This window comes from Neobacillus cucumis, assembly GCF_002860255.1.
GTDB classification, from domain to species: domain Bacteria; phylum Bacillota; class Bacilli; order Bacillales; family Cytobacillaceae; genus Neobacillus; species Neobacillus cucumis_A.
The window spans coordinates 1-18,984 of record NZ_PGVE01000081.1; the positions used below are offsets into that span (position 1 = coordinate 1).

At 39.4% G+C, this 18,984-nt stretch carries 21 protein-coding genes and 1 riboswitch; of the genes, 6 read left to right on the forward strand and 15 right to left on the reverse strand.

The features are described 5' to 3' along the window. Window positions 1-16: 16 nt before the first annotated feature. Window positions 17-1,294 carry a UDP-glucose dehydrogenase family protein gene (locus CVD27_RS21595; RefSeq protein ID WP_101650389.1) on the reverse strand — a complete coding sequence of 426 codons (1,278 nt, stop codon included), beginning with the start codon at window positions 1,292-1,294 and terminating at the stop codon, window positions 17-19. A 554-nt stretch (window positions 1,295-1,848) separates the two neighbouring features. Beyond that, window positions 1,849-1,989: a hypothetical protein gene (locus CVD27_RS28330; protein WP_180960395.1), complete on the reverse strand. Its 141-nt coding sequence runs from the start codon at window positions 1,987-1,989 to the stop codon at window positions 1,849-1,851. Between the two features lie 142 nt (window positions 1,990-2,131). Here CVD27_RS28330 and CVD27_RS21600 point away from each other — a divergent pair, with 142 nt between their 5' ends. Beyond that, window positions 2,132-2,383: a hypothetical protein gene (locus CVD27_RS21600; protein ID WP_180960396.1), complete on the forward strand. Its 252-nt coding sequence runs from the start codon at window positions 2,132-2,134 to the stop codon at window positions 2,381-2,383. 40 nt (window positions 2,384-2,423) lie between these two features. Here the strand turns inward: CVD27_RS21600 and CVD27_RS28335 are convergent, their stop codons facing one another. Continuing rightward, complete coding sequence (locus CVD27_RS28335; protein WP_180960397.1) at window positions 2,424-2,588, reverse strand: hypothetical protein; 165 nt, start codon at window positions 2,586-2,588, stop codon at window positions 2,424-2,426. 53 nt (window positions 2,589-2,641) lie between these two features. Next, window positions 2,642-2,727, reverse strand: a riboswitch (cyclic di-GMP riboswitch). A 196-nt stretch (window positions 2,728-2,923) separates the two neighbouring features. On the opposite strand from CVD27_RS28335, the gene CVD27_RS21605 reads away from it, so the two are divergent. Next, the gene (locus tag CVD27_RS21605; protein WP_101650391.1) at window positions 2,924-3,679 is read left to right on the forward strand and encodes a M15 family metallopeptidase; all 756 of its coding nucleotides are present in this window, start codon (window positions 2,924-2,926) and stop codon (window positions 3,677-3,679) included. A 213-nt stretch (window positions 3,680-3,892) separates the two neighbouring features. Here CVD27_RS21605 and CVD27_RS21610 read toward each other — a convergent pair whose 3' ends face one another. The 3 genes from CVD27_RS21610 to gloA2 form a co-directional block, all read right to left on the reverse strand. Beyond that, a complete protein-coding gene (locus CVD27_RS21610) occupies window positions 3,893-5,077 on the reverse strand; it encodes a toxic anion resistance protein (protein WP_101650393.1) in 1,185 nt (394 codons plus the stop codon). Then, on the reverse strand, window positions 5,074-5,730 hold the full coding sequence (locus CVD27_RS21615) for a 5-bromo-4-chloroindolyl phosphate hydrolysis family protein (protein WP_101650395.1): 657 nt from the start codon (window positions 5,728-5,730) through the stop codon (window positions 5,074-5,076). Before CVD27_RS21615 ends, CVD27_RS21610 begins: the two co-directional genes overlap by 4 nt. A 423-nt stretch (window positions 5,731-6,153) precedes the next feature. Beyond that, complete coding sequence (gene gloA2 / locus CVD27_RS21620) at window positions 6,154-6,540, reverse strand: SMU1112c/YaeR family gloxylase I-like metalloprotein (RefSeq protein ID WP_101650397.1); 387 nt, start codon at window positions 6,538-6,540, stop codon at window positions 6,154-6,156. 228 nt (window positions 6,541-6,768) lie between these two features. Here gloA2 and CVD27_RS21625 point away from each other — a divergent pair, with 228 nt between their 5' ends. Both CVD27_RS21625 and zupT read left to right on the forward strand, forming a co-directional pair. Further along, window positions 6,769-8,151, forward strand: a complete 1,383-nt coding sequence (locus tag CVD27_RS21625) for a S1C family serine protease (protein ID WP_101650399.1) — start codon at window positions 6,769-6,771, stop codon at window positions 8,149-8,151. A 229-nt stretch (window positions 8,152-8,380) separates the two neighbouring features. Continuing rightward, complete coding sequence (zupT, locus tag CVD27_RS21630) at window positions 8,381-9,190, forward strand: zinc transporter ZupT (protein ID WP_101650401.1); 810 nt, start codon at window positions 8,381-8,383, stop codon at window positions 9,188-9,190. Between the two features lie 93 nt (window positions 9,191-9,283). Here the strand turns inward: zupT and CVD27_RS28875 are convergent, their stop codons facing one another. From CVD27_RS28875 to CVD27_RS21640, 3 genes are all read right to left on the reverse strand, one after another. Continuing rightward, window positions 9,284-10,129 (reverse strand): YifB family Mg chelatase-like AAA ATPase, encoded by an 846-nt coding sequence (locus CVD27_RS28875; protein WP_257984454.1) that lies wholly within the window; start codon window positions 10,127-10,129, stop codon window positions 9,284-9,286. 242 nt (window positions 10,130-10,371) lie between these two features. Beyond that, complete coding sequence (locus tag CVD27_RS28880) at window positions 10,372-10,773, reverse strand: magnesium chelatase domain-containing protein (protein WP_257984455.1); 402 nt, start codon at window positions 10,771-10,773, stop codon at window positions 10,372-10,374. Then, window positions 10,758-11,366 carry a transposase gene (locus CVD27_RS21640; RefSeq protein ID WP_101650403.1) on the reverse strand — a complete coding sequence of 203 codons (609 nt, stop codon included), beginning with the start codon at window positions 11,364-11,366 and terminating at the stop codon, window positions 10,758-10,760. The genes CVD27_RS28880 and CVD27_RS21640 overlap by 16 nt, the downstream gene beginning before the upstream one ends. A 348-nt stretch (window positions 11,367-11,714) precedes the next feature. Between CVD27_RS21640 and CVD27_RS21645 the strand changes: the two genes are divergently transcribed. Continuing rightward, window positions 11,715-11,978, forward strand: a complete 264-nt coding sequence (locus CVD27_RS21645) for a hypothetical protein (RefSeq protein WP_101650406.1) — start codon at window positions 11,715-11,717, stop codon at window positions 11,976-11,978. Window positions 11,979-12,046: 68 nt separating this feature from the next. Here the strand turns inward: CVD27_RS21645 and CVD27_RS21650 are convergent, their stop codons facing one another. The 6 genes from CVD27_RS21650 to galE all read right to left on the reverse strand — a co-directional run bounded on the left by CVD27_RS21650 (window position 12,047) and on the right by galE (window position 17,305). Beyond that, entirely contained in the window at window positions 12,047-12,490 is a 444-nt protein-coding gene (locus CVD27_RS21650) for a ferritin family protein (RefSeq protein ID WP_101650408.1), read from the reverse strand. Between the two features lie 253 nt (window positions 12,491-12,743). Continuing rightward, the gene (galU, locus tag CVD27_RS21655; protein ID WP_101650410.1) at window positions 12,744-13,649 is read right to left on the reverse strand and encodes a UTP--glucose-1-phosphate uridylyltransferase GalU; all 906 of its coding nucleotides are present in this window, start codon (window positions 13,647-13,649) and stop codon (window positions 12,744-12,746) included. A gap of 153 nt (window positions 13,650-13,802) precedes the next feature. Beyond that, window positions 13,803-15,107 (reverse strand): putative bifunctional diguanylate cyclase/phosphodiesterase, encoded by a 1,305-nt coding sequence (locus CVD27_RS21660; protein WP_101650412.1) that lies wholly within the window; start codon window positions 15,105-15,107, stop codon window positions 13,803-13,805. 278 nt (window positions 15,108-15,385) lie between these two features. Continuing rightward, window positions 15,386-15,796: a DUF5381 family protein gene (locus CVD27_RS21665; RefSeq protein WP_180960398.1), complete on the reverse strand. Its 411-nt coding sequence runs from the start codon at window positions 15,794-15,796 to the stop codon at window positions 15,386-15,388. A 54-nt stretch (window positions 15,797-15,850) separates the two neighbouring features. After that, entirely contained in the window at window positions 15,851-16,036 is a 186-nt protein-coding gene (locus tag CVD27_RS21670; RefSeq protein WP_180960399.1) for a hypothetical protein, read from the reverse strand. Window positions 16,037-16,333: 297 nt separating this feature from the next. After that, a complete protein-coding gene (gene galE / locus CVD27_RS21675; RefSeq protein WP_101650418.1) occupies window positions 16,334-17,305 on the reverse strand; it encodes a UDP-glucose 4-epimerase GalE in 972 nt (323 codons plus the stop codon). Between the two features lie 167 nt (window positions 17,306-17,472). Between galE and CVD27_RS21680 the strand changes: the two genes are divergently transcribed. Beyond that, on the forward strand, window positions 17,473-18,924 hold the full coding sequence (locus CVD27_RS21680) for a sensor domain-containing diguanylate cyclase (RefSeq protein WP_101650420.1): 1,452 nt from the start codon (window positions 17,473-17,475) through the stop codon (window positions 18,922-18,924). The last annotated feature ends 60 nt before the right edge of the window (window positions 18,925-18,984 follow it).

Sequence of the window (18,984 nt, forward strand, 5' to 3'; positions counted from 1 at the left end):
GCTCTTTTTATTTTGATTAATAATTGGCGACTCCAACATAATAAAATCCTAGATTCTCGACTTTCTCTTTATCTACTAAATTACGTCCGTCAAAAATGAAAGGCTGCTTCATTAAAGATTTTAAACGTTCCCAGTTAAGATCCCTGTAATCATTCCAATCCGTGCCAATCACAATGGCATCTGCACCAGAAGCCGTTTCTTCAATGGTATTAAATTGATTCAAATCTTTTATTTTCACAACCGGATCATGTGTTCGAATCTCAGCCTGTTCCTCGGTTAAATGGTTAATTAAAACCAGACTTGGAGACTCTCTTGTATCATCGGTATTTGCTTTAAAAGCTAAACCTAATACGGCAATTGTTTTATTTTTTAAATCTCCCCCAAGGGTCGATTTCATTTTATTGATTAAAAATAAAGGCTGTTCAGCATTTACGTTTACAACGCTTTCTAAAATAGAAAGCGGAAGATTGTGATCTTTGGCAGTTTTAATTAAGGCACTTACATCCTTAGGAAAACAGGAACCGCCATAGCCCATACCCGCTCGAAGAAAATGCGGACCAATTCGGTGGTCAAAGCCCATTCCAGTTGACACATCGTTTACATTGATAGTTAAAGCATCACAAAGTCTAGCTAATTCATTGATAAAGGAAATTTTTGTAGCGAGGAAGGAGTTCGATGCGTACTTAATCATTTCTGAGGCCTTAGGGTTGGTTTCAAGAATAGGACAGTTAAATGGTTGATATAGTTCCCGCATAACCTTTCTTGCTGTTTCACTTGTAGTCCCGATAACAATTCGGTCAGGATTTAGGGCGTCATGGAGGGCTGAGCCCTCTCTCAGGAATTCAGGATTGCTGACAACGTCAAATGGTAAAGGAGTGGTTTGTTTTCCACTGACCCACTGACTGACTAAATCCGCCGTTCCAACTGGTACCGTACTTTTTGTGACAATCACTTTATATTGATTCATGTAGGTGCCGATGGTCTCGGCAACATTTTTTACATAAATAAGATCGGCACTCCCATCTGCGCCTTGAGGTGTACCGACACAAATAAAAATGACTTGGTTCTCTTTTATTGCTGTTTCTGCATCTTTTGTAAAAGTGATCTGGTTGGACGCAACATGCTTGCTAAGTAAATCATCCAGTCCGGGTTCAAAGAAATGCAGTTTCCCGGATTTAAGTGCTTGGATTTTGTTGTCATCAAGATCTAAACCAGTTACCTGGTGACCCATCTCAGAAAAAACAAGCCCTGTTGTCGTCCCCACATATCCTGTGCCGACGATTAAAATTTTCAAGATGAACGATTCCTCCTTTAAATTAATGATAATAAATCCATAGCTTGTATGCTTTTTCGCCAGCTTTTGGATTCATTTTTTAAACTACTATACTTTATTCCAATACGGTTGAGGTGGAAGGTTGTTTACCCAAGAACGGGCCGTAAAACGAAAATTAGGGAATTATAAATTTCGAACATGGACTAGGAGTGTACAGATTATTAGGTTATTCCTTGCACCTTTACTCACTTGATTTATACTGTGTAGGTATAAAGACTTGAGAGAGTTATAAAATGTGTGGAGATGTTTTTCACAGGTTATTAACATTTTTTATAAGTACTATCCACAGGTAAAGGGGAGATATCAACAATCCCCCTCTATTTACACACAGATTTTGTGGGTATCTTCTGAAAATTCAGGGGGTTGATAACGTTTTCTAGGAAGTATCCACAAATAATTCTGAATTATCCCCAAAATACACAGTTTTATCCACATCTCAGGATAATATATCCACATTCCGCGTGGGATTATCCACAAAAAAGACCTAGAGGAAAGTCTAGGTCTTTTCACTTATTTTATTCTGGCTGTTCATTTTCACCAGTTTGCCTCTCTGATGTTTCCACAATTTCCTTTAGTTCACCAGTATCCCCTTTTGCATTAATAATTTCAAAGATCTGGTTTAGTCCTTCACTTGTTTCATCATTTTTATTTTTCATATTGATCACTCCTTATTCCTGTGTCTATTTTACCGTTTTGAAGCTTGTCGAAAACCATTTGGTCCTTCCTGACAATTTTCATCTTTTTTCACTTTTAGTATTTGCTATTCTTTAAAGAAATAATAGATAGGGGGACAAATTGATGTACTTTGAATCATTGTTAGATGCCGTACTTGGAGAAAGACAAATATTTCATATGATCGAATGCCCTGTCTGTGGATTTGAGGAAATTTATTACGAACACCTTGTGACAAAGAGATTGATTGGCCGCGCCTGCCGCCAGTGTAATTTTGTTCAAAAGTTTGATCCATTAGAAATAAGGAACCGCTCGTTTAACGGAAACTCCATAAACAGCAGCCCCACGCAAATAGTAAGTACAAATAAAGAAGCCTAGGAGTGGATCCTAGGCTTCCTTTTTAAGAAATTGATATCATTTACATTTTTAATCCAATTTCGACTGCTTTACTGTTGTGGTAAATCGCTTTTACTTTCAGCTTCATCCTTAATTCCTCACTCAGGCAATCCTGCTGCAAAAGCTGATTGTGCCGAAGCTGGAATACATGATAATAGTACTTGATCTTATTTAGTAGTTTTAACACATGAATTCCTCCTCCATTGTAGTTGTTTACATAAATCGCAGGAGATTGTCGTGTTCGGTAACTGGCGAGCATCGTTTAGTAAACCTTAGCCCCTGTAGTTTTGCGTCACCATTTTTCAATGGTTTTGCCGTTTCGTACGATTTATGTGCTTATACAAAATATAAAAAACTCATTTAGAAAAAAAAAGAGTCTTTGGACCCATCCGCGCCCTACTGTTAATGGAGAAAATTCTACCTTTATTAAGTTACACCACTCTAATTGATTATGACGTTTTAAAGTCTTTTGTTGTGTCCATGATGTTAAGGAAGTGAATTTTTTAAAAGAGGACGTTATCTATGAGAAAAGTACTTTTATCGATTCTATGTATGATAGGGCTTGCTTCTTTGCTTAGTGGATGCTCAGTGAAACATTTTTTTGCCGAAAATCAACCGATTTCTCCTAGTAAGAATGGGTGGACCTCGCAGAACTTACAGAAGCACCAGAACGAAAAAAGTATGGAGGTGGTCTCGAATCCAACGGCCATACCAGTACTGGTTAATAAATATAATAAACTTCCCGATAATTATGAACCGAGTGATTTAGTCGCCCCTGACATCCCGTTTATTTTTAAGGAAAAAGCGGAAAAGCGAAAAATGCGCGTTAAAGCCGCCCGGGCAATTGAAGATTTGTTCGCTGGGGCTAAACAGGATGGAGTGAGCCTTCTTGGCGTGTCTGCCTATCGTTCCCATGCAGCCCAAACGGCTTTGTTTAACCACTATGTCAGTGTAGATGGAGTTAAGGCTGCTATGACTTACAGTGCTGTTCCTGGGACAAGTGAACATGAGACAGGCCTTGCGATTGATGTCACCGGCGGGGACGGAAAATGTGCGGCAGAGGATTGTTTTGCAGGGACCGCTGCAGCAAAGTGGCTAGAGAAACATGCAGCTAAGTATGGCTATATCATTCGTTACCCAAAAGGAAAACAGGACATTACCGGCTACCAATATGAGCCTTGGCACCTGCGTTATGTTGGCAAAACCATCGCAAAAGAAATCATGAGCCGCAAAAGCACCCTCGAAGAATACCTCCAAACCATCCAAGTAAACAATTAATAGTAGAAATGGTGACATTGAAATGGTGACAGGTACCGTTTTTTCTGTCTAGATAGGTGGAATGGTGACAGGCACCATTTGTTATACGGTGATATGGGAAATGGTGCCTGTCACTTCGTACGAAACGGGGGTTGTGATACTGCATTTTTGCATGCAGCTTTACAACCCCCGTTTTTGTATGCGTAGTTTTTCATGTTTAGTTCTTCGTGGTTGTTAATTGTTGTTTCCCTTTATTTCTAATAGTTTTAAGCGCAGGTCGTTTTCCATGTTAGCAAGTTCTTGTTCTGCTAGACGACGCTTGCTTCTACCTTCTTCTTGGATTCGCATCGTTTCTTCTAATGTTGAAATCAAGTTTTCCTGGGTTTTCTTTAATGTTTCGATATCCACTAGACCTCGTTCATTTTCCTTAGCTGTTTCTATTGTATTGGTTTTTAACATCTCTGCATTTTTTAATAGGAGCTCATTCGTGGTTTTTGAAACCTGTTTCTGAGCCTCCACTGCATGCCGCTGACGGATTAATGTTAACGCAATCGCCACTTGGTTTTTCCATAGTGGAATAGCTGTCATAATTGAAGATTGAATTTTTTCCACAAGGGCTTGGTTGGTATTTTGAATCAATCGTATTTGCGGTGCGCTTTGAATCGTAATTTCCCGGCTTAATTTTAAATCATGAAGGCGCTTGTCTAATCGGTCCGCAAATTGAATCATATCATTAACCTCTTGAAACTTCATTTGGTCATTTGTCGTTTCGGCTTCCTTTTTCAACTGCGGGATAATCTTTGTCTCCATTTCTTCGAGTTTGATTTCCCCAGCAGCAATATAAATGTTAAGGGCATGAAAATATTCCTTATTGGTTTCATAAAGCTGTTCGAGCAGTTTGATATCCGATAAAAGGACGTTTTTACTTCGGTCAAGCTTAACACTAATCCGGTCAATTTGCGCTCCTGTTTTTTGGTATTTAGAAAGAACTTCTTGAATGGAGCTTGAAATTTTTCCGAACATACGTGCAAACAAGGAGGGCTTCCCCTCCTTTAATTCATCCGGATTGACCTCATTTAACCTTTTCATTAAGTCATTAATAATTTCACCTATTTCACCGACATCCTGTTTTTGTACATGCTCAAGCATGGTATGCGAGAACGATAACAGTTTTCCTTGAGCTTGGGTGCCGTAAGCAATCATTGCCTGATGGTTGGTTGGGTCAATTTGTTGGGCAAGCTGAAGAGCCTTGGCACGATTTTCTTCTGGAATGACATCGATCAGCTTGACTGGTCTAGCTTCACCTGTATGTGGTGTCTGTTTCTTAGCAAGTTCAAACGTATCGTTTTCACCAAAGGGATTGGCAAGAATATCATCTAATAAGTCCCCTGATTTCGGGATTGAATTCTGTTCACTCATTTTAACCACCTATTTTCTTCAGGAAATTTAAGTTCCTTTTTCTTTTGAATCGTATGTTTTGCGACATCTATTTCGAAATTTAACGTATCAATATCATCAGAGATGACTCGATATAAATCTTCTTCCAAAACCTTTGTTAAATCGTTTAATGTTCTTCTTGTTTCGATGAGTGATTGGTTCATCTCATGATTTTGTTTTGGCTGAGAGGATAAAAGGCTATATTTTTCTGTCAGTTCAACGACTGAGTCAAGATGGGAAAAATAAAACTCTTCCGCCTTGTAAAATCGTCTTGGTTCTTTTAGTGTCATCTTGTGTATTTTTTTGGTGATTCTATTTATGTCGATTCGTTGTTTTACAGAGTAGATATCACGGATTTTAAAGATGCTTCTATTTAAGCGTTTGATTTTTTGTTTGGCTTCTTTTAGGTTTTTCTTAATGTAGCGGTATTCCTTCCTTGTCAGCTGGTGCTTTTTAATGTAGCTTATGTTTTGAAATGGCGAAAGGACAACATGCGTAAGAACTCCGCTGAGAATGGCTATCATAGTTGATGCCACGAAAGTAAAATCAAGCGGAAAGAAACAGATAAGCCATGTAATGGCAGTAACGGGAACGGCCACAAACGACCGTATGAGCAATGCAAGAAATGGGTTCATAATGGATCGACTCCTGACATAATAAATCCTATTTAATGATACGAATCAGATAAATGAATGATTCATAAACTTGCAAAAACCCTGCAAATTTGAAGAATATTACATTTACTACTTCCACAATACACGAAAAAACTCCTGCCTGCCATAGACCACAAACGGAAACAAATCTAAGACCTAAGACGTATTTCTAATAAGAAAGGTTACATAAATGCAGAGTGGCTGCGGTGCAAGAAGATGGAATGAGCTAAGATGAGTGGATTGAAATGGGATAGGGTGAGATGGGATATACCTATAATCATAGTGTTCGGACCGTTAATGGTGACAGGCACCATTCGAGAACTTTGTCCATTTCAGGTGGACATTTGATGTACTGAAAGCGGCAGAAGGGTTGTCCTTTCAGCCGCTTTCGCAGTTTAAAATCTATTATGCTTCATATAATTCGAGTGGCAGGCCATCTGGATCGGCAAAGAAAGTATACTTTTTGTTTGTTATCGGATCGATACGAATCGGTTCTACTTTAATATCGTGCTTAACTAACTCCGCCACTTCGTCTTCTATATTTTCCACTTCAAAAGCCAAATGTCTTAATCCTAATGCTTCTGGACGATTCGGCCTTTCCGGCGGGTTTGGAAATGAAAACAATTCGATTTGGTATTGACCTCCGACTTCTAAATCCAGTTTATATGAGTCCCTCTCCTCCCGGTATACTTCGCTAATTGGATCAAGGCCTAAAATTCTCACATAAAAGTCCTTTGATTTTTGATAATCAGAACAAATGACAGCAACATGATGAATCTTTTTTAACTTCATAATTACCTCTCCTTAATCTTAAGTTAATGATGACTTAAGAACATCTGCTTATAAAGAATCTTTAAACATATACCATTATTTTTTTAAAATCACAAGCCCCTTCATTTCTAGGTCTTTAGACTCAAAAAAATTTAATGAATTTTTAATTATTTAACATAAGACAATTTTCCTTTCCCATATCATGGAATATATTGCAGAGTAATTTTAAAACAACCAAGAGGTGATATTTTGAAAAAAAGGGCCTTTTTCACGATACCGATTAGTTTACTGCTTATTGCGGTAATTATTGCCTCCTTTTTCCTAATAAATATCCAGCCAGAACAAGGAAAAATTGCAAAGGCACAAAAGCTTGCTGAATTTACGAAACCGGCCGTCGTTCGAATCGTCGATTATGCTGTGGTCAGCTGGCAGTTTAACAATCCTGACGATCCTGAAGTGATCGCAATATTAGAACAATTAAACAATCAATCGGTAGTGGGCGGATCAGGGTCTGGGGCCATCATAAGCTCTGATGGCTATATTGTCACAAATGCTCATGTGGTTGAAGCAACGCAAAAGAAAGATGAAGACATTGCTAACGAAGCTTTTGAACAACTAGTCTCAACGGTTGCTGATTATTTTAAAGTGGATTATAAGACTGCCTATAATTATATGGTGTCTTACACCCAATATACTGAAATTAAAAAGGTATTAAAGGTAGTTTTACCGGGTGGAGATGTCTTGGATGGAGAGGTTAAAAGCTATGGCGCTCCAATTAATGAAGGAAAAGATGTCGCCGTTTTAAAAATTGAAGGGAAAAACCTTCCTACTATCCCTCTAGGAAATTCAGATGATATCCAAAATCAAGATAATATCTGGGTAAGCGGTTACCCTGCAGCAGCCGACTCGGATGTGTTATCAACAGACTCTTCACTAGTTTCATCGATGAATGCTGGTCAAATTTCCGCTACTTCGAAAAAGACAGACCAAGGAAGTCCGGTTATTCAAATTAACGCAGCTGCGACACACGGGAATAGCGGCGGCCCAGTCATAAATGAAAAAGGGCAAATTATTGGGTTGTTAACCTTTAGAGGCGATACGGTTAATGGTCAAGAAGTACAAGGATTTAACTTTGCTGTACCTGTAAATACCGTGAAAGAATTTGTAAATCAAGCAGGGGTAAGAAATACGAAGAGCGAAACCGATAAACTGTATCAGGAAGGCTTGAATCTGTATTGGGGCGGCTATTATAAGCATGCTCTAGAAAAATTTGAAGCAGTTCAGCGGATTTATCCAAATCATTCGGAGATTAAGCAATATATTGCAAACGCCGAGAAAAAAATTGATAGCAGCAAAACACTATGGTCCGATTATGCTACGACCTTCTATATTGTTGATGGTGTCGCAGGATTGCTCGTATTGATCCTTATCGTGTTTACTTTTGCCGGAGGTAACTCCCAAAAATCAGCTCCTTCAATTGCAGCACCTGCCGCTCCGTCTGCCCCTACACCGCCGGCAGTGCCAGAAAACACCATACAAGACCTAAATAATGACGGCAAAATCGATGTCCAAGACATCCTCATCGCCCTCCAAGAACACCAGAAAAAACAACAGCAAAAAGACGAAGAATAAACTAAGTGTAAATATTGGAAATGGTGCCTGTCACCTTTTTTCCTATTCTGAACTAGGGTGCAGTGTTTTCACTGCATCTTTTTATTTTAGGAGGATAACTGTTAGGATAGCAATTGTTTTCGGAGGAACGATTTTTTACTTGGTGCGTATAAAGTATAACTACAACTTTTGAGTAGTTTAGGATTCATTTAGTGGAATTCGTTCATTAATAAAAAGGAGTGATGTCCAGGTGACTGAAAATCTGATATTTGCCTTTGGATTAACACTGTTTGCAGGACTTGCGACTGGCATTGGCAGTCTCCTTGCATTTTTCACCTCACATACCAATACAAAGTTTTTATCGGTAACTTTGGGTTTCTCGGCAGGAGTGATGATATATGTTTCCATGATTGAGATTTTCGCAAAAGCCAAGAAAGCCCTTGTCAATGCACTAGGAGCTGAGCCGGGAAACTGGCTTACGGCGGCTGGCTTCTTTGCTGGGATGCTGTTAATTGCAAGTATTGATAAATTTATTCCCAAGCAGAGCAATCCTCATGAACTGAAAACTGTGGAGGATATGAATATTCCCAATACCCAAGGTAAACAGCCCGATTTATTAAAAATGGGGACTTTTACAGCACTTGCGATTGGTATTCATAACTTTCCAGAGGGAATTGCGACCTTCACTTCCGCTCTTCAGGATCCAAAACTAGGGATTGCTATAGCAGTAGCAATCGCCATTCACAATATTCCCGAAGGAATTGCTGTTTCGGTCCCGGTTTATTTCGCCACAGGTGATAAGAAGCGTGCCTTTAAGCTTTCCTTCTTATCTGGTTTATCGGAGCCAATCGGCGCTTTAGTTGCCTTTTTATTCTTAATGCCTTTTCTGAACGACATCATGTTCGGAATGATCTTTGCCGCTGTTGCCGGTATAATGGTTTTCATCTCTCTTGATGAATTATTACCTGCCGCCAAAAGGTATGATGAAGCGCATCTTTCCATATATGGCCTGATTGGCGGAATGGCTGTTATGGCCCTAAGCTTATTATTGTTTATATGAGAATAAAGAGAGACAGAGAGGCAGCAGCTGCCTCTCTGTCTTTTCCACATGGACAAATTAGGTTATTTGTCCACGATTGGTGCCTGACACCATTTACACTCTATTGAGATGGATTGCTTCTTGGAGGGATTCATCGGTTATATTATGGCTTCCTTGCAAATCTGCGATTGTGCGGGCAAGGCGAATGATTTTGACTTGAGTGCGGTTACTCCAGTTCTTCTGGATGGCCAGCTGCTGGAGCATAGTTTGCTGAGTTCTTGCTATTGGGCTTGCGCGCAAAAGCATATCATAGGGAACCCTGCTATTACAAATTTCCGTCCCGTAACGTTGATACTGCCTTTCCCGAGCTTCATTTACCCGGTCGCGGATCACTTCAGATGGCTCCCCTTCCCCTAATTCAGTCTCTACTTCAAAATTGACTGGCCGTAAAGACAGATTAATATCAAAACGATCCCTTAACGGACCTGAAAGGCGATTTTGATAGGATAAGACCTGCTTTTGTGAACATGTACAATAGTGGGTGTTGGACCCAGAATATCCACATGGACAGGGATTCATAGCAGCTATTAATACAAAACTAGCAGGATAGGTGATGGAAGCATGGGTACGGCTGATAGTAATACTTCCATTTTCTAACGGCTGGCGCAGCATATCCAATGTTTTTCTCGAGAACTCCCCAATTTCATCCAAAAATAAGACTCCATGGTGTGCTAACGAGATTTCTCCAGGTCTTGGGAATTGGCCCCCGCCGATGATGGCAATGCCTGAAGCAGAATGGTGAGGATTTCGAAAAGGAGGAAGATAATCCCGTCTATAAGAAATTTTACTTAGCTGATACAGACTAAGTACTTCTAGTTGGGACTCCTTGGTTAATGGCGGCAAAATGGAAGGGAAACTTTCGGCTAACAAACTTTTCCCACAACCGGGAGGACCTTTCATCAAAACATGATGCCCCCCCTGCCGCTGCCACTTCCAAAGCATGTTTAGCATACTTTTGACCAATAATTTGATGAAAATCTAAATCATGGCGGTTAACTGAATGAATTGGTCTCGCACCTGCCTTTTTAATAGCGGGCGGGGTCCATGACCAATGACGTCCTTTAAGGATTTCACATAGATGATTTCTATACCGATAAAATCAAGTTCAGGGAGATGCTCATCAACCGGGATATACAGTTTTTTTATCCCAACTTTTCGTGCAGCCCCAAAATTGCCGGCAGCATCCCTTCCACAGGTTGAACCGCTCCACTCAGAGAGAGTGCCCCTATGAATCCCGTATCCTCGGGAATTACTACCTCTAACTCATGCAAACTTAATAAGACCCCAATCGCCATTGGGAAATCAAACATGGGCCCCATTTTCTTTTGGTCTGCGGGAGATAGATTGATAATAATTCTATTGCCATGCAGCACATAGCCAGGTGAACCAAGAGCAGCGATAATCCTCTCCTTCGACTCTTTGACTGCTGCATCTGGCAATCCGACAATTTTAAACGAATCATTCCCTACATATGTACCTACTTCTACATTCACGCGATAACCTTCCATTCCTTTCAAGCCGACACTCGTTACTCGAGCCCACATTGAAACCACTCTCCCTCCCTTTTTAACAGTTTTCCTTCTTCCCAGAAAAATTTATCGGTTGGCGAAGAGTTCATGTATTGTTGATAATATTGGGCTGGAGGGTCGGGAAAGTAAGATAGAATTGGTTTGGGGTCAATAAGAGGATGGACTTCACCATATACATAGGTTCTGTAGCTGCTCCAAGGATAATCTTCAGGGGATGCGACCATCCCAGCTTCGACAGGGTTTAGGTGAATATATTTGCTGACATCAATTTCGTATTCTCGGGAGTTGAGTAGTTCATCACCATATCGTTTTTCAAACACATGACCGGTGAACTCATATTTTCTATTAAAATACTTCGCATATTTGGTGTTAAGATTTTTCATGATGATACTAAGAGGAGTTTCAAGGGTTTTAAGCTGGAGGTGGGTATGATTGGTCATCAAGCAAAACGTATGGAGATGAAACGGGTAACGTAATCTCGTTTCTTCTATTATATCTAAATACTTTCTATAATCCTCCTCCTCCAAAAATAACGAGCTTTTCCGGTTGCCCCTGCTCGTCACATGATACTTCGCCCCTTCAAACCACACACGAACATTTCGTGCCAAATTAATCACTCCTTTAACTTAATAACTACATAAAAAAATAAATCCAAGATGAAAATAGTGCTTTCGGTAACAGGCACCATTTTCCGATTACCATGATGAAAATGTCTCAATTGGTGACAGGCACCATTTCCTTCTTCTTTATTATACAAATATTTTCCAATTTAACTTCAGATTTATGTGAATGGTAACAAAATGTTCAAAGTGTGATTTGGTTTTAAATTAATAGGAGTATTGCCTAAAAAATAGGTCCAGGCTTGATTTTTGCCTTAAATGTATAAAAAGGCCTACGTCATAATATTTATTTATAAGGTGTTGGATGTTACTCACATTACTTACCACTAAGGGGGAATGTCTCTGAAAATTGTAAGATTGATTCAGCGTATAATTGGTGTCCTCCTTCTCGTGTATGGAGTCTACCTTATTTTCGGTACACAGGAGTTCTTTGGTACCTTATTAATTATCTTGGCCTTCTTAATCTTCCCCAGTGTTAACAAAGAGAAAAGCAAATCCTACAGTCATAGTAATGACCCATATGACTATAATGACGAATCATCCTCAAAATTTGATGCTTCAGGCGATAACAGTGATTCAGATGGGGGAAGCAACGATTAAGCTCCCATCCTCGAAAGCTCTCAGACTATAATAATGCCCCCATCTGGTTTCCTTGGGGGCATTTCTCTCTAAGATTTTGCTTTTGTAAAAAAGTACAAAAACCAGACAGCATGATTTTGTTCATCTACCGCGGCTCTCCGGAATGCTGCTTGAATCATGGGGTCAGTTGACTTATCGGCTATTTCCATGTAAAAGTCCACCGTCTTTTGTTCATCCTCTAACGCAAACTTTAATCCCTTCACATAACTGTTGGGACATTCTTCCATGATCTGTGGTTGAGGCGGCCTACCTGTTAATCTTTGGTAAATATGAACAAAGTGCTGATAATGTCTGACTTCATCCTCGCGAATCTCGAGGATCCGCTCTCTCTCTTTCTTACTCGAAGCCAAATTGGCCAACCTTGTATAACATTCAATGGCACCATATTCACCATTTATTGCCCGCTCCACATCTTGAATGATTTGACTTGTCTGTCTATAATGTTCATCGTAATAGTTGGTAAAAGGATACATAGGTAAACCTCCTTATTTTTTCATTATATATCCTATGAATTAAAGATTATTTAGGTGTCAGCACATATAAATTGCATGTTCACCTACCTTATTACGTCTTATAAAAGACAGATTCCCTAGTAGATTCTAAAAGATTTAATTTTTCTACAATAATCTAGTCAGGAACAAAAGAAAAGCCGCGGCTTACTGGGAAAATTCCCACCTAAGCCGCGGCCTTTACTCTTAAATGTCCACGATCGGTGCCTGACACCATTTATACTTCTTGGATGTTGTTATTTGGTTTGTTTTCGTTTTCTTCGATTAGTTCTTTTAGGAATTGGATGAGTTCGCCATGGATTTCTTCCTGTTGTAAGGCAAATTCAATGGTCGTTTTGACGAAGCCGATTTTTTCGCCGACATCAAATCGTTTTCCTTCAAAATTGTAGGCAAATACACGCTGAATCTGATTGAGTTTATGAATCGCATCGGTTAATTGAATTTCCCCGCCTGCACCTTTTTCTTGAGCGTCGAGATACATAAAAATTTCAGGTGTTAAAACATATCTTCCCATGATGGCAAGATTAGATGGAGCAGTTCCAGGCGCTGGTTTTTCAACGAAGTTTTTTACCTGATAGCGTCGGCCCTCCTGCTCTAGCGGATCCACAATACCGTATCGGTGTGTCTCATCTTCCGGTACATGCTGAACTCCAATAATGGAGGAGAAGGTCGCTTCATACTGATCAATCAGCTGTTTTAAACAAGGTGTGTCACTTTGTACAATGTCATCACCTAATAAAACAGCAAACGGTTCATCTCCAATAAAGTTTCGAGCACACCAGACAGCATGTCCTAAGCCCTTAGGCTCTTTCTGTCGAATATAATGAATATCTGCAAGATTAGATGTATAGTTTACCTTGCTTAATAAATCCCATTTTTCTTTTTCCAATAAGTTCTTCTCAAGTTCTGGAGCAAAATCAAAATGGTCCTCAATCGCACGCTTCCCTTTACCCGTAACAATAATAATATCTTCGATTCCAGATGCAATAGCTTCCTCAACAATATATTGAATCGTTGGTTTATCAACAATTGGCAGCATTTCTTTTGGCATCGCCTTGGTTGCCGGTAAAAATCGTGTCCCTAGGCCTGCAGCCGGGATAATCGCTTTACGAACCTTTTTCACGTTACTCTCTCCTTCACGTTCATCTATATGTAAAATGTTCTTTCTCCTAATAAATGAAACAATAAACAAAATGATTATACCACAAAGGCAAGGTTAGTTCAGTTGGTAACCTTCATATCATTCTAATACCCAACTTGCTTTAGTTCAAGGACACTAAGAAAAACCTTCCTTTACTCTATTCTCTATTTCATTTAAGGTATCAAAAAATTTTTCAAAAGGAATGGGCCTGCTGATAAAGTACCCTTGAATTAAATCACAGCCCAATCCTTCCCATTCTAAAAATTGATCCCGCTCCTCGATTCCTTCAATAATAACCTGTAAACCTAAATTATGAGCCATCTGAATAATCGGAGCGATAACCCCGACATGCTTTTTATTTTTCATTAGGCTTGAAACAAAATTACGGTCAAGCTTGATATAGTCAATGGGCAGTTTAAGAAAGTCAGAAAATGAAAAATAGCCGTTGCCAAAGTCATCTAATGCTATTGTAAAACCCAGTTCCCTTAAAAAATAAAGTCGTTCATTTACACTTTTTATCATATAAATTTCAATATTCTCGGTAATTTCTAATGTAAACTGAGTTGCCCGAACCGAATATTTTGTGAGAAGGCTGGAAATCTCCGTTAAGAAATGATCCAATAAGAGCTGATTTACTGAAAGGTTAATCGAGTACTTAACTTGTTGTTCTTTACTATTTTCTATATTTTTACAAATTTCCTCCAAAACCCAAAAGAACAGGCTATTCAGCACGCCCGCTTCTTCGGCATGGTTAATAAATTCTATCGGGGTGATCATGCCTAAACTTGGATGGTTCCAACGGATTAAGGCCTCGGCCCCTGTTATTTTTTTATGAACCAAACTATACTGAGGCTGGTATTGAACCTGCAGCTGCCCTTTCTTCAGGGCATAAGGGAGATCATTCTCGATCAGCATAGTTCGATAGGCCTTCGGGTCAAGTGTGCCTTTGTAAAAAGAGCAGCAGTTTTCCCCATCCATTTCGGCCTCAAACATTTGAACTTTTGCAATAGCCATTAATTCATCGGCATTTTCCGCTCCATATGGATACATGCAGATACCTATATGACTGCTTACAGAGATTTGATGAAAATCGACCGTGTATCTTTCTGAGATTACACTGATAAGCCGCTCACAGATGTTCTGACAGTAATGTTCGGTGATATCGTGTAATAAAATCATAAAATCTGTATGATTTACTCTTATTACCGTGTCGATCTCCCTAATAGCATTCTTAAGTCTTGTGATCATTTTTTGAAGGAGCACAGACTCGATGTCATGATTCTTATAAGGTTCCAATTCCGGCGGCATATGGATTCTAAGATAACAAACGGCCGCAGACATATTATACCGCTTGCAGAAAGCAAGAGTCATATTAAGGCGTTCCTTCAATCTTTCCATATTGGAAAAACCGTCGTCATTTTCTTTTACTTTCTCATCCATACACCAGCCACCTTCCGCTCAAAGCTTGTCTCTGCCTTAAGTGTAACCCAAACCAGCCTAAACAACCAGCAATCTCCGAAATCCCTTTCCTAATCCCCTGCCAAAACAAAAAATGCCATGAGAAAAACCTTCCTCACAGCATTTTTATGTCGTTGATATCATTAAAGGTGACATTTATGGTGAAAGGCACCTTTTCTTAGCCGCCGGCAGTATTAACGGTGACAGGCACCTTTTCTTAGCCGCAGGCAGTATTAACGGTGACAGGCACCTGTCCATCTCTATCTTTCATTGATATATTTGTTTAAGGTTTTCCGGATTTTGGCTTCTTCTTCTCCTGATAAAACGTGGTAGGTAGGAATGGTGATTTTTTCTTCTCTGCCGCAATTTAATACAAATGCTGGCGTCTTAATTCCTAACATACCAACAGGGGCACTTGCAACTTGCTCTAGTTTAGTAATATTTTTTCTTGGTATCGACTGCCCTTTTACAATTAATTGGTTGTCGTCATAACCGACTAACACCGGTTTTTTTACCAAAAGAACGGCCATTAAAATAAACATTCTACCAAAAAAGCCAATCCCGACAATCCCAGCAATCACGGATATGACCTTTCGAAAAGAACTGGCATGCAAAAACAAGCCGGCCAATATTAACAGGATTCCAACAATCACAAATCCGCGGGGAGACAATGAATCGAAGAAAAACGGAGGATTTACGGTACGTAATAGTATTCATAATTACACCTACTCAATAGAATCTATAAAGCTATGTATTAGTTCAAACCAATCCCCGTCATCAGGGTTTGGATCTTTAGTTTTGCTTCTTCCCAAATCTCCACCAGCAAGGACCCCGACAATTGTTGTTCCTGTTTTAATGATAACATTAGAACCAACAACAGCAAGATCCTTACGTTCCTTTCTTGATCTCATCATAGACAGCAACACTCTCGGAAACGACATTTAAGGCAACATCGATCGGATACACACGAAGTTAAACACAGTCAAACCTAGAAAAAAAAGCAAGGCTCCTAAAAACGGCGCATTGCTTTTTTGCTAAAGGCTATTTTCGAATAATTGTGTTGTTTGTAAAAGTTCATCCATCCGTATAGCTATATGCATCGTGGCATCTTTTCGTAAGAACATTTGCGAAAATTGCCCTGAAACTTAAGTTTTTGGTGCTTTATAAGGTCCATGAGCAACAAAGTTTACGAAAAGAGCCTTAGTAAATTAATATAATGGATTCTGATGCCATCGCCAGGCATCGGCAATTATTTGTTCTAAGTTGCGTTCTGCTTTCCAGCCCAGTTCAGTGAAAATTTTATGAGACGAAGCTACTAATCTGGCAGGGTCTCCTGAACGGCGGTCAGCCATTTCTACGTTCGCCTTGATTCCTGTTACTCTTTCACAAGTTTCAATAACTTCCTTCACAGAATATCCGAGACCGTTTCCTAAATTATAAGTCTCTGTAGATTTCTTTCCTGATAACAAGGCCTCGAGGGCAAGAATATGAGCTTGAGCCAAATCTGTGACATGGATATAATCGCGGATGCATGTACCATCCTCTGTATCATAATCCGATCCAAATACAGAGATTTTTTCCCGCTCACCTAACAACTGCTGAAGGATAATCGGAATTAAATGCGTTTCCGGATCATGACTTTCGCCAATAGCAGCTGATTCATAGGCACCCGCCGCATTAAAGTAACGAAGCACGACATAATTCAAACCATAGGATGTTGAAAAATCAGCAAGCATTTGTTCAACCATTAATTTAGATTGTCCATAGGGATTAATCGGAGCCGTCTTACTCTGTTCATCAATGAACTCCACGTCCGGTATTCCATATGTAGCAGCAGTGGATGAGAAAATAAAGTTCTTCACCTTAAACTTCATCATCACTTTTAACAAAGTTAAGGTGGATGCCACATTGTTTTCATAGTATTTTAACGGGTCAGTAACGGACTCCCCAACCAAGCTATATGCAGCAAAGTGCATGACGGCTTTAATAGGATAACTTCTGAATACCATGTACAGGTCTTCCTCATTACCGAGGTCCCCTTTAACAAAAATAGCTCGTTTATCAACAGCCTCACGATGGCCTGTTGATAGGTTATCCAGTACAACAACATCCTCTTTTTCTACTAATTCCTTTACGAGATGGCTACCAATGTAACCCGCTCCGCCAACGACGAGAATCATATTCATTTCCCCTTAGCTAGAATTAAAAACCTTATCTATTATAACATTTTTGTTATAAAACAGCTTCCAGAGGGACTTTTGTAATAAATTCCATCCTTTCATCTCTATGACAGATGGCATAATTATGCTAAAATTTCGAAGATAACCATTAAAAGGATGATTTAGAAGTGAAATCCTTGATCGCTAATCTATTTAATAAATCGATTACCCAAAAAGAATTCGACCAAGCCAATTATGAGCAATTATATGAAAGATTAAAACTAGTATCCTATATGTTAGTGTTCACCTATCCGTGTTTTTTCATCGTCGACTTTGTCCTATTAAAAAAACTCGACAAACCTACGTTTAAATTTTTCCTTGAAACGGTACATATCACTAGCGCTCTGCTCTCGCTTATTTTTGTTATCCTTTATAAGAAAAAGAAAAAACTAGATTTCAAAAGTTTTGTAGTAAATACTTATGTCCTGTTGTATTTAATCATAGGGGCCAGCTCCTCCCTCAACAGCCAGTTATTCACCAAAAATATTTATGCCTATATTATTATTTTACTCGCAGTAGCAGCCATTTTCCCGATCCATCCAAGGAATTTATTGATTCACTATTCAGTGGTTCATACCTCCTTTCTGATTGGTTTACATCCAATCGAACCCAATCATTTTTCTTACGTTTCTCTGATGGTCAACTCAACTGGCGCGACAGTCATTGCTTATACCATTTCCCTAGCTTTCTATACCTTTCGAAAGAGTGATTTTATCAATAAACGGAGACTTAACCATAGTAAAGAAAGCTTTCAAAGTCTGTTTAATATGAACCCCAAGCCGTTAATCCTGATGAAACTAGTCGATTATGAGATTATTCTTATGAATAAACAAGCAATGGACTACTACCAGGTTTCCCCTGAAGGAATGGAACATTATAATGGCAGTTTCTTGTTCAACAACTTAGAGGAAAAGCTGGAAGTTTTAACGAGAATTGAAAAAGAAAAAAGGATTAGAAACTACGTAACACAGAAGAAAATAACCGCAGGCAAAAGAAGATGGTCTATACTGAATCTTGAATTGATTGAATACTTGGATCACACCTGTATCTTGATTGATACAACCGATATTACCGAAATAAAAGAAAAAGAGGCGGAACTTTTCAAACATGCTTCGATTGACATGCTGACAGGTGTGAGAAACCGCAGAAGCGGCATCGAGTTCATCGGCCAACTACTCCATCAATCACAAGAATTTATTCTCTGCTATATTGATATTAACAACCTAAAGGTAGTGAATGATACTTTTGGCCATTCCACTGGCGACGATCTCATTCAATCCTGCTGCGAAGTAATCAGCAGCCAGCTTACAGCTAACGACGTATTATTCCGTTTAGGCGGAGACGAATTTGTTATGATCTTCTTGAAAAAGCAGCTTGAAGAAGTTCAACAGATGTGGATCCAAATTGAACAGAATTTCAAGGCTATCAATGATTCTGCAGTAAAGCCCTATCAGCTCTCTGCCAGTCATGGGTTATATCATTATAAATCCGGAACCCCCCTCACTCTCGAGGAATTACTAGAACGTGCTGACCAGGAAATGTATAAGGACAAAATGCTAAGAAAAGCGCAAGCGCCTTGATCAGGGAAAAAAGTAGTTCATTTTTTCCTAGCCCCGACAAGCATAAGACGAGCCGGCCGA

Excerpts from the sequence above, each read along its gene's own strand:
- galE (WP_101650418.1), bottom strand. The coding sequence starts at position 17,305 with ATGATTCTCGTCGTTGGCGGAGCGGGTTACATTGGTAGCCATCTCGTA.
- CVD27_RS21605 (WP_101650391.1), top strand. The coding sequence starts at position 2,924 with ATGAGAAAAGTACTTTTATCGATTCTATGTATGATAGGGCTTGCTTCT.
- CVD27_RS21610 (WP_101650393.1), bottom strand. The coding sequence starts at position 5,077 with ATGAGTGAACAGAATTCAATCCCGAAATCAGGGGACTTATTAGATGAT.
- CVD27_RS28330 (WP_180960395.1), bottom strand. The coding sequence starts at position 1,989 with ATGAAAAATAAAAATGATGAAACAAGTGAAGGACTAAACCAGATCTTT.
- CVD27_RS21645 (WP_101650406.1), top strand. The coding sequence starts at position 11,715 with ATGTCTCTGAAAATTGTAAGATTGATTCAGCGTATAATTGGTGTCCTC.
- CVD27_RS21600 (WP_180960396.1), top strand. The coding sequence starts at position 2,132 with ATGTACTTTGAATCATTGTTAGATGCCGTACTTGGAGAAAGACAAATA.
- gloA2 (WP_101650397.1), bottom strand. The coding sequence starts at position 6,540 with ATGAAGTTAAAAAAGATTCATCATGTTGCTGTCATTTGTTCTGATTAT.
- CVD27_RS21650 (WP_101650408.1), bottom strand. The coding sequence starts at position 12,490 with ATGTATCCTTTTACCAACTATTACGATGAACATTATAGACAGACAAGT.
- CVD27_RS28880 (WP_257984455.1), bottom strand. The coding sequence starts at position 10,773 with ATGTGGGCTCGAGTAACGAGTGTCGGCTTGAAAGGAATGGAAGGTTAT.
- CVD27_RS21660 (WP_101650412.1), bottom strand. The coding sequence starts at position 15,107 with ATGGATGAGAAAGTAAAAGAAAATGACGACGGTTTTTCCAATATGGAA.
- CVD27_RS21615 (WP_101650395.1), bottom strand. The coding sequence starts at position 5,730 with ATGAACCCATTTCTTGCATTGCTCATACGGTCGTTTGTGGCCGTTCCC.
- CVD27_RS21670 (WP_180960399.1), bottom strand. The coding sequence starts at position 16,036 with ATGAGATCAAGAAAGGAACGTAAGGATCTTGCTGTTGTTGGTTCTAAT.
- CVD27_RS28875 (WP_257984454.1), bottom strand. The coding sequence starts at position 10,129 with ATGAAAGGTCCTCCCGGTTGTGGGAAAAGTTTGTTAGCCGAAAGTTTC.